Origin of the sequence: Actinosynnema sp. CA-299493, from assembly GCF_050946825.1 — a bacterium.
Taxonomy (GTDB): Bacteria; Actinomycetota; Actinomycetes; order Mycobacteriales; family Pseudonocardiaceae; genus Actinosynnema.
Window position 1 is genome coordinate 7,442,220 of the sequence record NZ_CP191993.1, and the last position, 13,207, is coordinate 7,455,426.

The 13,207-nt window shown below is 71.2% G+C and carries 15 protein-coding genes; 6 read left to right on the forward strand and 9 right to left on the reverse strand.

Features of this window, described 5'->3' with window-relative positions; genetic code table 11:
• Positions 1–81: 81 nt before the first annotated feature.
• Genes ACQPYE_RS31340 through ACQPYE_RS31365 form a run of 6 tightly spaced genes read right to left on the reverse strand, consistent with a single transcriptional unit; the run spans position 82 to position 6,804 of the window.
• Complete coding sequence (locus ACQPYE_RS31340) at positions 82–1,374, reverse strand: ABC transporter substrate-binding protein (RefSeq protein ID WP_498716579.1); 1,293 nt, start codon at positions 1,372–1,374, stop codon at positions 82–84.
• A gap of 13 nt (positions 1,375–1,387) precedes the next feature.
• Positions 1,388–2,488, reverse strand: a complete 1,101-nt coding sequence (locus ACQPYE_RS31345; protein WP_498716580.1) for a branched-chain amino acid ABC transporter permease — start codon at positions 2,486–2,488, stop codon at positions 1,388–1,390.
• Complete coding sequence (locus ACQPYE_RS31350) at positions 2,485–3,372, reverse strand: branched-chain amino acid ABC transporter permease (protein WP_498716582.1); 888 nt, start codon at positions 3,370–3,372, stop codon at positions 2,485–2,487. The genes ACQPYE_RS31345 and ACQPYE_RS31350 overlap by 4 nt, the downstream gene beginning before the upstream one ends.
• Complete coding sequence (locus ACQPYE_RS31355) at positions 3,369–5,222, reverse strand: AMP-dependent synthetase/ligase (RefSeq protein WP_498716583.1); 1,854 nt, start codon at positions 5,220–5,222, stop codon at positions 3,369–3,371. The genes ACQPYE_RS31350 and ACQPYE_RS31355 overlap by 4 nt, the downstream gene beginning before the upstream one ends.
• The gene (locus ACQPYE_RS31360; protein ID WP_498716584.1) at positions 5,219–6,022 is read right to left on the reverse strand and encodes an ABC transporter ATP-binding protein; all 804 of its coding nucleotides are present in this window, start codon (positions 6,020–6,022) and stop codon (positions 5,219–5,221) included. The genes ACQPYE_RS31355 and ACQPYE_RS31360 overlap by 4 nt, the downstream gene beginning before the upstream one ends.
• Positions 6,019–6,804 carry an ABC transporter ATP-binding protein gene (locus ACQPYE_RS31365; protein WP_498716586.1) on the reverse strand — a complete coding sequence of 262 codons (786 nt, stop codon included), beginning with the start codon at positions 6,802–6,804 and terminating at the stop codon, positions 6,019–6,021. The genes ACQPYE_RS31360 and ACQPYE_RS31365 overlap by 4 nt, the downstream gene beginning before the upstream one ends.
• Positions 6,805–7,014: 210 nt before the next feature.
• On the opposite strand from ACQPYE_RS31365, the gene ACQPYE_RS31370 reads away from it, so the two are divergent.
• The 4 genes from ACQPYE_RS31370 to ACQPYE_RS31385 all read left to right on the forward strand — a co-directional run bounded on the left by ACQPYE_RS31370 (position 7,015) and on the right by ACQPYE_RS31385 (position 9,743).
• A complete protein-coding gene (locus ACQPYE_RS31370; RefSeq protein WP_498716587.1) occupies positions 7,015–7,377 on the forward strand; it encodes an ATP-binding protein in 363 nt (120 codons plus the stop codon).
• Positions 7,374–8,120, forward strand: coding sequence for a SigB/SigF/SigG family RNA polymerase sigma factor (locus ACQPYE_RS31375; RefSeq protein ID WP_498716589.1), 747 nt, complete (start codon positions 7,374–7,376; stop codon positions 8,118–8,120). Before ACQPYE_RS31370 ends, ACQPYE_RS31375 begins: the two co-directional genes overlap by 4 nt.
• Positions 8,121–8,174: 54 nt before the next feature.
• On the forward strand, positions 8,175–8,552 hold the full coding sequence (locus tag ACQPYE_RS31380; RefSeq protein ID WP_498716590.1) for a hypothetical protein: 378 nt from the start codon (positions 8,175–8,177) through the stop codon (positions 8,550–8,552).
• Between the two features lie 267 nt (positions 8,553–8,819).
• Positions 8,820–9,743, forward strand: coding sequence for a baeRF2 domain-containing protein (locus ACQPYE_RS31385; protein ID WP_498716591.1), 924 nt, complete (start codon positions 8,820–8,822; stop codon positions 9,741–9,743).
• 520 nt (positions 9,744–10,263) lie between these two features.
• Here ACQPYE_RS31385 and ACQPYE_RS31390 read toward each other — a convergent pair.
• Positions 10,264–11,268, reverse strand: a complete 1,005-nt coding sequence (locus ACQPYE_RS31390) for a DNA topoisomerase IB (protein ID WP_498716592.1) — start codon at positions 11,266–11,268, stop codon at positions 10,264–10,266.
• Between the two features lie 58 nt (positions 11,269–11,326).
• Between ACQPYE_RS31390 and ACQPYE_RS31395 the strand changes: the two genes are divergently transcribed.
• Entirely contained in the window at positions 11,327–11,887 is a 561-nt protein-coding gene (locus ACQPYE_RS31395; protein ID WP_498716593.1) for a glutamate-cysteine ligase family protein, read from the forward strand.
• 65 nt (positions 11,888–11,952) lie between these two features.
• The gene (locus ACQPYE_RS31400; protein WP_498716594.1) at positions 11,953–12,264 is read left to right on the forward strand and encodes an STAS domain-containing protein; all 312 of its coding nucleotides are present in this window, start codon (positions 11,953–11,955) and stop codon (positions 12,262–12,264) included.
• Positions 12,265–12,337: 73 nt separating this feature from the next.
• Here ACQPYE_RS31400 and ACQPYE_RS31405 read toward each other — a convergent pair whose 3' ends face one another.
• Both ACQPYE_RS31405 and ACQPYE_RS31410 read right to left on the reverse strand, forming a co-directional pair.
• Entirely contained in the window at positions 12,338–12,688 is a 351-nt protein-coding gene (locus ACQPYE_RS31405; protein WP_498716595.1) for a hypothetical protein, read from the reverse strand.
• A gap of 58 nt (positions 12,689–12,746) precedes the next feature.
• Complete coding sequence (locus ACQPYE_RS31410) at positions 12,747–13,175, reverse strand: nucleoside deaminase (RefSeq protein ID WP_498723022.1); 429 nt, start codon at positions 13,173–13,175, stop codon at positions 12,747–12,749.
• Positions 13,176–13,207: the final 32 nt, after the last annotated feature.

Sequence of the window (13,207 nt, forward strand, 5' to 3'; positions counted from 1 at the left end):
CAGGTGAGCGGCACACCCCCGACGCGCCGCGAACCCGGGTCGACCCGACGGTGACGCGCCGTCGGGTCGACCGCACGAGGCCTACTGGTAGCAGGGCTTCTCGAACTTGAAGTCCTTCGCCGTCGGACCGGTGAAGAAGTCCTCCACCAGGCCGACGCCCGTCGCCGCCTGCTCGTCCGGCTTGTAGATCAACGTCTGCCGGAACGCGGCGTCGTTCGAGTTGCCGGCGAAGTTGCCCGCGCCCTCGGGCAACATGCCCTCGTAGTCCACCGAGTTCAGCTGCCGCACGGCCGCGAGCACACCGGCCCTGGTCAGGTCCTTGTTCCCGGCCGCCTTCTCCAGCGCCGCCTTCAACGGGTAGGACCACACCCACCCGGCCGTGTAGCCGTCGTTCGGCGTCACGCTCGGCAGCGCCTCACGCAGGGCCTCGTGCCCCGGCGAGTCCGTCGCCCACGACTTCCACGGCGCCGACTGCAGGTACAGCGCCTTGATCGCGGGCGCCGCCGGGCTCTGCATCAGGCCCTGGTTCCACGTCGGCGACGTGCCGATGAACTTGCCCTTGAACCCGCGCGCCGCCGTCTGGCCGATGATCACCGCCGCGTCGGTCGGCCCGGTGGTCAGGACGACCACGTCCGGCTTGCCCGCCAGCACCGCGTCGATCGCGCCGCCCTGGTTGTCCTGACCGGTCTGGGTGACCGCGCTGGAGAACGTCACGCCGCGCTTCTCCGCCGCGATCTTCGCGCCGGCCGCCGCGTCGTCGCCGTAGTCACCCGGCAGGTGCACGGCCATCACGCTCTTCGCGCCGAGCTCGTCCACCGCGTAGTCGACCGAGTTCATCGACTCGACGCAGTAGTTCGCGCCCGACTCCAGCACGACCTCCTCCACGCCCCACAGCGACGTCCACGACGCCGGCACGCCGACCATCTGCGTGCTCTCCAGGTCGGGCAGGATCGCCGCGGTCGTCGGCGAGCCCAGGGTCTGCGCCAGGGCCAGGACCTTGCCCTTGATCTCCTGGTAGACCTGGTTGTGGATCTGCGGGTTGTACTTGTTGTCCTTGACGTACGACGTCACGTCGACGTCGTAGCCGCCGATGCCGCCCTTGTCGTTGACGCGCTTCCAGAACGCCTTCTGCGACTCCGTGATCGGCACCGCGAGCGTCTTGAACGGCCCTTCGGTCAGGTCGGAGATCGACCCGAGGTAGATGCAGCCCCGGTCACTGTGACCGGTGTCCGGGCACGGCTCGCCGGTCACGCCGAAGTCGACCTTGACACCGCCCTTGCCCTCCTGCGGCGCCGCGCCGTCGCCGCCGCGACACGCGACGGCGGCCAGCGCCACCACGGAGAGCACCGCGAGCACCGCTCTGTGACTTGCCATCCCATCCACCCTTTCAGTACGAGAAAGGCCAGGTGCGCCAGTAGTTGCGGACCCGCACCCAGATACCGAACAGGCCACGTGGTTCCACGATCAGGAACACCACGATCAGCAGCCCGTAGAGGACCGCCTCGACCTGGAACACCGTGACCGCACCGGTCGCGTCCGAGCTGATGAACGGCAGCACCGTCGGGAGTTCCCGGGTGATGCGCGGCAGCAGCGTGATGAACAGCGCGCCCATGATCGCGCCGGAGATGGTGCCCGCGCCGCCGATGAGCACCATGGCGATGTACTGCACCGACAGCAGCAGGCCGAACGACCCGGGGTCGAAGAACCCGTTGACCACGAACAGCAACGAGCCCGCCACACCGGCGTAGAACGACGACACGGCGAACGCCAGCGCCTTGTACCGGGTCAGGTCGACGCCGATCACGGCCGCCGCGAGGTCCCGGTCCCGCACGGCCGCGAACGCCCGCCCGATCCGCGACCGCACGAGGTTGCGCGCCAGCACCGCGAAGATCACCAGCAGCGCGAACATCAGCAGGTACAGCTGCTGCGGCCCGCTGAAGAACTCCGACGGCCGGTCCAGCCGCACGCCGAACAGCTCCGGCACCGCCGCCGGACGGCCCACGCCCGGACCGCCCGTCAACGACGTCCACTCGCGGAAGACGTGCTCGCCGAGGAACACCAGCCCCAGCGTCACGATCGCCAGGTACAGGCCGCGCAGCCGGACCGCGATGGGCGCCACGACCAGCCCTGCCAGCCCCGCCACCAGCCCGGACGCCAGCAGCCACACGGGCAGCGACGTCACGCCGAACCCGAGCACCCGCCCGTCCGGGTCGCCGGAGAGCGCCGCGCCCGTGTACGCGCCGATGGCCAGGAAGAACGCGTGCCCCAGCGACACCTGCCCGGCGTACCCGGTCGCGATGTTCAACCCGATCGCGCCGATCGCCGCCACGAAGCCGGTGGCCAGCAGCATCAGCAGGTCGTCGGTGATGGCGAACGGCACCAGCAGCGCCACCACCACCAACGCCCCGGTCCACGTGCGCTTGGGACGCGTGTTGAGGAACGCCATGTCCTGCGCGTAAGAGGTGTAGAGCTCCGGACGACCCTTCACAGGCGTTCCACCTCCTTGCTGCCGAACAGCCCGTAGGGCCGCACGAGCAGCACGAGCAGCATCAGCACGTACGGCGCGACCAGCGCGAAGTTCGGTCCCAGCCACGGCGCCGCGTCACCTTGGTAGGTGCCGACCAGCGACTCCACCACCCCGACCGCCAGCCCACCGACGACCGCGCCGCCCAGCGAGTCCAGACCGCCGAGGATGATCGCCGGCAGCGCCTTCAGCGCGATCACCCACAGCTGCTGGTCCACGCCCGCGCCGGTGGCCACGAACACCCCGGCCAACGCCGCCAGGCCGCCCGCGATGGCCCACGACAGCGCGAACACCGAGCCGACCGAGATGCCCTGCGCCAGCGCGACCTCCTGGTCGTAGGCGACCGCGCGCATCGCCAGCCCGACCCGGGAGAACCGGAAGAACGCGAACAGCACCGCGACCACGGCCACCGTCGTGCCGAACATGACCAGGTACCGCTGCTGCACCTCGACGCCGAGCAGCGTCACCGTCGCCAGGCCCCACGGGTCGCCGACCTGCCGCACGTCCAGCCCGATGAACGCGTTGGTCACCACGCGCACCACCACGTCCACGCCGATGGTGATGATCGCGACCACGAACACCGGCTTGCCGATCATCGGCCGCAGCACGGTCCGCTCCACGCCCAGCGCCAGCACGGCGATCAGCACCGCCGCGATCGGCACGGCCGCGAAGAAGCCCACCTCCGCGGCCAGGTAGCTGACCAGCACCGCGCCCGCCAGCATGAACGCCGGCTGGGCGAAGCTGATCACCCTGGTGGACTTGTAGATGATGACGAAGCCCAGCGCCAGCAGCGCGTAGATCGACCCGGAGCCGAGGCCGCGGATCAGCGATTGCAGGAACTCGGTCATCCGCGCCCCCCGGCGTACATGTCGTCGACGAGTTCGCCGAACACCTTGACCAGCGCCGACCGCTTCACCTTCTGCGTCGCGGTCAGCTCGCCGTCCTCGTGGTCGAGCTCCTTGGGCAGCATCCGGAACTTCTTCACCTGCTCCACGGTGGCGAACCGCTCGTTGACCTTCGTGACGATGCCCTGCACCAACTCGCGCACCTCGTCCTTCTCCGCGAGGTCGCGGTAGGTGGTGTAGGAGATCCGGCGCTGCCTGGCCCAGTGGCCGACGGTGTCCTGCTCGATGCCGATCAGCGCCACCAGGTACGGGCGCCGGTCGCCGAGCACGACCGCCTCCTTGATGTACGGCGAGGACTTCAGCGCGTTCTCGACCTCGGACGGCGCCACGTTCTTGCCGCCCGCGGTGATGATGATGTCCTTCATCCGGTCGGTGATCCGCACGTGCGTGCCGTCGACCCACTCGCCGACGTCGCCGGTGCGCAGCCAGCCGTCCGGGGTCATCGCCCGCCGGGTCGCGTCCTCGTCGCGCCAGTAGCCCTTGAACACGCCCGCGTGCCTGGTCTGGATCTCGCCGTCGTCGGCGATCCGCAGCTCGACGCCGGGGTGCGGCTCGCCGACGGTGCCGACCTTCACCCGGCCGGGCCGGTTGCCGGTGGCGACGGCGGTGTTCTCGGTCATCCCGTACACCTCGTGCATCGGCACGCCGATGCCCATGAAGAACCGCAGCACCTGCGGCGAGATGGGCGCGGCCCCCGACGACGCGTACCGGACGTGCCTCATGCCGATCCGCGCCTTCAACGCCCGGAAGCACAACAGCCAGCCCACGCCGTACTTCAGCCGGGTCGCGACCGTGTGCCGGCCGCCGTTGCGCACCAGCTGCTCGCCGAGGCCGTCGGCCACGCGCAGCCAGAACCGGGTGGTCGCCCGCTTCAGCCAGGTGGCGCTGGACGCGTTGATCGTGATGGCCGCCAGCACCTTCTCCCAGATGCGCGGCACGCCGAACAGGATCGTCGGCTGCACCTCGCGCAGGTTCGCCTGCACCGTCTCGATGGACTCGGCGAAGTGCACCTGGACCCCGGCCGACGCGCTGAACCACGTGGTGAAGATGCGTTCGGCGACGTGGCACAGCGGCAGGTACGACAGCGTGATGTCCTTGGGCGACGGCGGCGGATCGGTGAACCCGCCGCCCTCGATCAGCGACTCGACCGCGAACTCGACGTTCGCCACGGTGAGCATCGCGCCCTTGGGCGGCCCGGTCGTGCCCGAGGTGTAGATCAGCGTCAGCACGTCGTCCGGCTCGACCTCGCGCATCCGGCGCGCGACCGCGTCCGGGTGGTGCTCGCGGTGCTCCGCGCCCATCGCCAGGAAGTCGTCCCAGGACAGCAGCTTCGGGTTGTCGTAGCGGTGCCGGATGCCGCGCGGCTCGAGGTAGACGATCCGTTCGAGGTCGGGCAGGGCGTCCAGCACGGCCAGCGCCTTGTCCACCTGCTCCTGGTCCTCGGCGATGAGCACGCGCGCCGCGGAGTGCGACAGCAGGTAGGCGACCTCGGCGGCCGGGTTCGTCGGGTACAGGCCCACGGTGACCGCGCGCACGGCCACCGCGCCGATGTCGGCGTAGAGCCACTCGCGGCGGTTCTCGGACCCGATCGCGACCCGGTCGCCCGCGTCGACGCCGAGCGCCAGCAGGGCGTGCCCGACCAGCTCGGCCTGCGCCCAGTACCGCGACCAGGTGACCTCGCGCCACACGCCGAAGTCCTTGGCCCGCAACGCCACCGCGTCCGGCGTCCGGGCGGCCCGGTCGCGGACGCGGGTCACCACGGTGGTGAGCCCGGTGGTGGTGGCCGCGGTCATGCCGCACCCCCCACGCCCTGGTGCGCCTCGCCGAGGTAGGCGCGCACGACGTCCGGGTCCTGCTGCACCTCGGCGGGCGTGCCGGTGCGGATCGGCTTGCCGAAGTCCAGCACCATCACCCGGTCGGCGAGGTCCATCACCAGGCCCATGTCGTGCTCGACCATGATCATCGCGATGCCGAGCTCGTCGCGGACGTCCAGCACGAACCGCGCCATGTCCTCGGTCTCCTCGACGTTCATGCCCGCGACCGGCTCGTCCAGCAGCAGCACCTTCGGCTCCATCGCCAGCGCGCGCCCGAGCTCCACGCGCTTCTGCACGCCGTAGGGCAGCAGTCCCACCGGCAGGCGTCGCCACTGCTCCAGTTCGAGGAAGTCGATCACCTCCTCGACGGCCTCCCGGTTGGCCAGCTCCTCGCGCCGGGCCCGACCGACCCACGCGAACGCGGCCAGCGCCCCGTACCGCATGTGGTTGTGCCTGCCCAGCATCAGGTTCTCGACCACGGTGAGGTGCGCGAACAGCTCGATGTTCTGGAACGTCCTGGCGATGCCCATGGCGGCGATCTTGTGCGGGCGCCTGCCGAGCACCTCCTCGCCCCGGAACCGGACCGAGCCGCGCTGCGGCCGGTACACGCCGGACAGCACGTTGAAGATCGACGTCTTGCCCGCGCCGTTGGGCCCGATGATGGCGAACAGCTCGCCCGCGGCGACGTGGAACGACACGCCGTCCACGGCGGTGACGCCGTCGAACGCCAGCCGCACGTCCCGCACTTCCAGCACGTTGCCCTCGTCGGGGGTGCTCACGACAACCACCGCTTCCGCCGCTTGTAGTGCTTCACGTCGCGGAACGACTGCGCGGTCGACTCGCCGCGCAGGCCCAGGTAGAACTCGCGCACGTCCTCGTCGGCCAGCAGCGCGGCGGCGGGCTTGTCCATCACGACCTTGCCGGTCTCCAGCACGTAGCCGTGGTCGGCGATGGACAGCGCCATGGTCGCGTTCTGCTCGACCAGCAGCACCGTCGTGCCCGCCGCGTTGATCTTCACGATGAGGTCGCGGATCTGCTGGACCATGAGCGGGGCCAGGCCGAGGCTCGGCTCGTCCAGCAGCAGGTAGCGCGGCTCGGACATCAGCGCCCGGCCGATGGAGAGCATCTGCTGCTCGCCGCCGGACAGGTAGCCGGCGCTCTGCCGCCGCCGCTCGCGCAACCTGGGGAACAACTCGTACATCCGGTCCAGGTTCTGCTTGATGCCGCGCGGCCTGCTGTGGCCGCCGATGCGCAGGTTCTCCTCGACCGACAGCTCGGCCAGGATGCGCCTGCCCTCCAGCGCCTGCTTCACGCCGAGCGACGCGATGCGCGTCGGCGAGGAGCGGTGGATCGGTTCGCCGTCCAGGGTGATCCCGCCGCGGGTGATCTTGCCGTCGTGCACGTCGAGCAGGCCGGACAGCGCGCGCAGCAGCGTCGTCTTGCCCGCTCCGTTCGCGCCGAGCAGGGCGACGATCCGCCCTTCCGGAACCCTCAGGCTCACGCCGCGCAGCACCAACATCACGTCGTCGTAGACCACCTCAAGGTTGTTCGCCTCGAGCACCAGGCGCCTCCGGGGATGTCGGGGAGGCGATCAGTATGACTCCGATCACAGGGTTACCTACCGCTGTTCGCAAACCGTGATGAACCAGCCCACGGCATGTTCGGCTTTCACGATTCTGTTGCTCAGTCCTGTGTGGACGGGTGTAGGGCGGGGGGTCCGCGGGTATGCCCCCGGCGACCGCGACGAGGGTGTGAGGAGCGTTCGCCACACATGGACGACTCGGAGGTGGAGCTCAGGTTGGCGGCCAGGCCCGCCCACCTCTCGGTCATCCGCGCGGTGGCCGCGGCCGTCGCGCGGCGCACCCCGGAGCTGGCCATCGACCTCGTCATCGCCGTCGACGAGGCGTGCAGCGCGTTGATCTCCCGGACCCTCGACCCTTCGGCCGTACTTCGGTGCCGGTTCGCCCGCGAAGGTGATTCCGTGCGCTTCCGGGCGGAGGTCCGGTCATCGGCCGTCACCGTCCCCGACCACGACTCGTTGTACTGGCGGGTGGTCAGCTCCGTGACGGACGCGGTGTCCACCTGGGTCGATGGGGAGGGCCGGTTGCGGGTCGAGCTGAGGTGCCGGGCATGAGCGCGGTGGACTACCAGCCGCTGTTCCACGAGTTGGCGGAGGCCGAGCGGTACGGTGAGCGCTACCAGCGGCTGCGGGACCGGCTGGTCACCGAGCACCTGCCGATGGCCAGGCACATCGCCGACCGGTTCGCCGAGCGCGGCGAGTCCGTGGAGGACCTGCGGCAGGTGGCGGCGGTCGGGTTGATCAACGCCGTCGACCGGTTCGACGTGTCGCGCGGCATCGAGTTCCTGGCGTTCGCCGTGCCCACCATCACCGGCGAGGTGCGGCGGTACCTGCGCGACCAGGGGTGGGCGGTGCGCGTGCCGCGGCGGTTGAAGGAGCTGTGCGCCTCCATCGACACCGCGCGCGTGGAGCTGTCCCGGGTGTCCGGGCGCACGCCGACGCCCAGCGAGGTCGCCAGGCACCTGGGCATCGGGGTGGACCAGGTGTACGAGGGGCTGCACGCGACGTCGGCGTACCACCTGCTGTCGTTGGACGAGCGGTCGACCAGCGACGAGTTGGCCTACGCCGACCACCTGATCTGCGACGATCCGGCCCTGGAAGTGGTCGAGCTGCACCACGCGTTGGATCCGATGCTCCGCGGGCTACCCAAGAGGGAAAGACGGATCGTCGTGCTGCGGTTCTTCCGGGGCATGACGCAGAGCCAGATCGCGGACTCGGTCGGCGTGTCGCAGATGCACGTCTCGCGGCTGTTGAGCCGATCCCTGGCCCGGTTGCGGTCGTTGCTCGATGATGAGTAGCGCCCGTGCGCCATCGGGACCGGCGCGAGGCTGAAAAAAGGGGTGGTCGCAGTGGTGACGAACCTGACGGGCCTGGCGGGCCTGGCGTGGCCTCAGCGGGCGGCCCTCCTCCTGGGCGTGTCGCTGGTCGCGTGGGGCGTGGCCGACCTCGTGCGGTCCGAGCCGCGGTTGGCGGTGCTGCACCTGGTGACCGGTGCGGTGATCGGCGCGGCGGCGGTGCGGACCCGGGTGGCGCGGCTGGTCGGTTCCCTGCTGGGCGTCGTGTACCTGGTCGTGTTCGCGTTCGGGGTGGGTGAGCCGGGCGGTGCGATGGACGCCGGCGTCGTCGGCAACGCGGTGCACCTGCTGATCGGCTTCGCCTCCGTGGGCGTCGCGGAGAGCTGCGCGTGGTGCGAACAACGCGCCCGCCGCCACACCGCCGACTCCAACTGACCCCCACCCCTCTCCCTACCCCTCCCGCTTGCCCCTCCCCCACCCCTCCCTTGTGATCGAGATTGCGCACGCACTCCCTCCAGCGGCCCTTCCAGTGACCCTTCCTCCAATGACCTCACGTCGGCCGAACTCGGGCGGCCCGAGCTTGCGCCGCGGAGGCTTGCGTCGACGGAGGCGGTTGCCGCGGAGGCTCGCGTCGGTGGGGGCGGTTGCGCCAACCCCCGTTCGGGTACCACCCGTGTAACCCGAACGGGGAGGACCGAACCGATGCACACGGCGAGTCTGCAAAACCTGGTCGACGTCGAAGGACCTTTCGTCTCCGTGTACCTCGACGTCGGCGATCACGTGGACCTGCGCTGGCGGGCGATGCGTGATCAACTGCAAGCCATGGGCGCCGACCCTTACCTCGTGGCGTTGGCGCACAACGCGATCGCGTCCGGCGTGACCCCGCGCGGCCTCGCCGGGCGCGGCCTGGTCGTGGGCGGCGGACGGGTGCTGGTCGACCAGTACGTCCCCGTTCCACCAACCGGCTACACCGCCCGCTGCGGCCCGCTCCCCTACATCCTGCCGCTGGTCGACCTGTCCGAACCCCTCCTGCCGCACGTGGTCGTGCAGGTCGGCGAGCACGGCGTGGACCTGCGCGGCGTCGACCCGACCGGCCGCCCGGTGGCCGTGGCGACGGTGGGCGCGCGGCGACCGGGACGCCGCCTGGACGCCGACGAACTGGCCGACGTCGCCGCGGAAGCCGCCACCCTGGTCGACCGCCTGGGCGCACCGCTGCTGGTCCTGGCCGGGCCACTGGCCGGCCGGCGATCACTGCGAGTCGCCCTGCCCAACCGCTACCACCACTTGGTGGTCGAGGTCGAGGGCCCACCCGACCGGGCCGTGCTGCACCTGGCCGGTCGGGCGAACCAGGATGCCCGGCGGGCGGTGGTCGAACGGTTCCGCGACGAGTCCACACGGCTCACCGGGCGCGCGGTGCACGGATTGGTGGCGGTCAGGCAGGCGTTGGCCGAGGGCCGGGTCGACACCCTGTTGCTCACCGACGGGCTCGTCGGCTCGCAGCAGGTCGACGAAGGACGGGCCGACGAGGTGCTGCCGTTGCGCGCAGTCGAGTGCGGAGCCGAGATCGTGCTCGTCGGCGGGGCGGTTCGGCTGCACGAGGACGTCGGGGCTCTGCTCCGTCAGTGATGTGGACGGCACCGAATGATCCGCAGCGCTGCGATTTAAAGTCACACTCACCGCTGCCCCGTCCCAGCCGGTGACCCAGTTGGCCGGTGATCGCACCGGCGGGACATCACAACCCAGCGGGACGTCATAGCGGCGATCACCGCAGCGGCCGGCGATTGCGGTGGCCGACGATTGCGGTGCCGGGTGTCGCGGGTGCCGGGTGCCGCAGTTGCCGGGTGGCGGTGGTGACGGCGAGTGGGTGCGGGGGTGCGGGTGCGTGATTTGCGGCGGCGGTTGGCGGTCGCGGCGGGCAGTGGCGGTGGATGGGTTGGGCGGCTGGGGTGAGTGGCTGGGGTGAGTGACGGTCGGCGGCGTTGGTGGTCGGGGTAGGTGGGGTTGGGTGGTCTGGTGGTTGGCGGGCCTCCTCATGGTTTTAACCGAGGTGCGGTAACGGTGTTTCCGTACATTTTCGGCCGATGATCACCCGTTAGTGTGACCGGACGGCTCGCTGGCCTGCGGAAACAAGGGAGGCGAAGTTGATTCACCTCCGTAGCATCCGCAGGACGGCACGTTCCACTGTCTCACGATCAGCCGACTTCGCCCTGATCATCACCCCCTCGTGGTACAGCCGCACCACCCGGGGGTCGATGTAGGACCTGCGCGCCACGGCCGGGGTGTTGCCCAGGCTCTCGGAGACCTCCCGCACCACCGCCGCCTCCACCCGCTGCCGCCCCCGCTTCGTCTCCGGCCGCCCCTCCCGCGCGAACGCCGCCGCCGCCAGCACCGTCGCGTGCCACGTCCGCAAGTCCTTCACCGAGAACTCCGACCCCACCATCTCCTTGAACCGCTCGTTCACGTCGTCCGACCCGACCGCGCGCCCCCGCTGGTCCACCAGCAGCCGCTCGTCCCCGCCCCGCCCGCGCAACAGCCCCCGGACCGCCCGCGCCAACGCCCCGTCCTGCACCGCCGTGGTGAACTCGATCCCGCCCTTCGCCGGGTAGCAGAACTCCACGGTGGACCGGCGAACGGCCACGTGCGAGCACAGCAGCGTCGCCACGCCGTGCGTCCCGTTGTCCGCCGCGTAGGTCTCACCCCCGACCCGGAACACCCCGCGCTCCAGCACCGCCAACGCCACCGCCAGCACCCGCTGCCGCGACCGCCCCCGCCCCTCCAGCTCCCGACCCACCTCGGCCCGGAACCCCGGCAGCAGCGGCGCCAGCGCCAGCACCCGGTCGTGCTTCTCCTCGTCCCGGTCCTGCCGCCACCGCTCGTGGTACAGGTACTGCCGCCGCCCGGCCGAGTCCGTGCCCACCGCCTGGATGTGGCCGTTCGGGTGCGGGCACACCCACACGTCGCGCCACGCGGGCGGGATGACCAGGGACTTGATCCGCTCGACCGACCCGGCGTCCAGCGGCTCGCCGTCGGCGTCCACGTAGCTGAACCCCCGACCGCGGGCACGCCGGCGCCAGCCGGGCCCGGACGGATCACTGCGGCGCAACCTCACCGCGGCGAGGTTCCCGGCCACGACCGCGTGAAACGCCGGCACCCGAAAATAACCCGGAACACCGTGGTTGAACGTTCGCCCGATTGGGTATGGGTGGGTCATGACCGCGCCGTGGACCGTGGGGGTCGAGCAGGAGTTCCTCCTCGTCGACCCCGGGACGCGCCGTCCCGTGCCGCCGGCCGACTCGGTCGCCCAGCACGCCGGCGCAGGTCACGACGTGCAACGCGAGCTGACGCCGTTCCGGATCGAGGTCGCCGCGCCGGTGTGCGGGACCACTGAGGAGCCGGCGGAGCAGGTGGTCGGCGGTCGGCTCCACCTGGCGAAGGCCGCGCACGCGGCGGGGGCCCGGCTGATGGCCTCGGCGATCCCGCCGATCGGCACGCTGGGGCCGCCGCCGCGCACGGGCGACCTGGTGCCGGCCCGGGACCGGGCGGCCGAGCTGGTGTCGTGGTGCGCGGGCGCGCTCGACGACGCCTCCGCGTTGTCCACTGTGGAGGGCCACCTGGCCTGGTCGGTCGCACAGGGCAGGGGCGCGCCGGCGCCGGGCTTTCGGCGGTTCGCCGGACGCGCGCGGGCTGGTCGACCTGATCTTGGCCGAAACGGTCGACGATGCCCGTTGAGGTCTACCGTGGAGGATTCGACGCCGCGCCGGCGTCGCTGAGTGAGAGGAGTACCGGCGTGCCAGAACCCGCGGCAACGCTCGCTTCCGTTCGAGTCGACAGACCCGTGGACGGCGTGGTGGTGCTGCACGTGTCGGGCGAGTTGGACACGAGCAGCGCAGAGGAGCTGACCAGGCCGCTCACGGAGCACCTGGTCGAGGACGTGCGGGGTGTGGTGGTGGACCTCGGCGGGGTGCGCTTCCTCGGCTCGGCCGGGCTGGAGTCGTTGGTCGTCGGCAGTCAGCGGGCGAGTGGTCTGGGCGTGCCGCTGGTGCTGGTGGCGACCAGCCGGGCGACGCAGCGGCCGATCGAGGCGACCGGGCTGAGTTCGGTGTTCACCGTCGTCGGTTCCGTGGAAGAGGCGTTGAGCCGGTTCTAGTCGAGCCGGTTCTAGTCGAGCCGGTTCCGGCTGAGCCGGTTCCGGTCGAGCCGGTTCGGGCGGGCGGAGAGGCCTACCAGAACCGGCGGACCGTCCTGATGGCGCAGCGCACCGCCCCCACCGGGGGCAGTGCGCCCGCCGGGGGCACCACCCACCGCGATTCGGCCGCCGGGATGCGGCGCGGACCGTGCCAGTAGCGGACGTCGGGTGGCGGCACGTGCCGCGCCTCGGGTTCCGGGTCCGGTCTGGCGAGGAACAGCCAGCGCAGCCGGGGGCCGGGGATGGCGAGGATCGGCCCGAGCGGTCCGGCGGAGCGGAGGCAGGTGCTGACCTCGGCGCCCCAGCTGGCCGGCACCTCCACCGCCACCGCGCCCTCGGCGAGCACGAAGCAGGCCAGTGATTCGTCGACGTGCCACGGTTCCATGCCGGACGATGGTGGCGTCGGCCCGTGTCGGGATTGTGTCGGCGTGCGGCGCGGCGCGTTAATCCTGGCCGATGTCCTCGAACCACAGCTCGGGTTCGGCGGCGATGAAGTCGGTCATCATCCGGACGCACTCCGGGTCGTCCAGGAGGGTGATCCGGACACCGTGTTCGGCGAGCCAGTCGTGACCGCCGTGGAACGTCCGGGCCTCGCCGATCACCACGTGGGCCATCCCGAACTGGCGAACGAGACCGCTGCAGTACCAGCACGGTGACAGCGTGGTGACCATGATCGTGTCGCGGTAGCCCGGTCGGCGGCCCGCGGCGCGGAACGCGGCGGTCTCGGCGTGGGTGGACGCGTCGCCGTCCTGCACCCGCCGGTTGTGGCCGCGGCCCAGGAGCGTGCCATCGGCGGCGAACAGCGCCGCGCCGATCGGGATGCCGCCCTCGGCGAGGCCGGCGCGCGCTTCGGCGACCGCCACCGCCAACATGTCCCGTGCGTCCGCGCTCTCGTCCACGACGC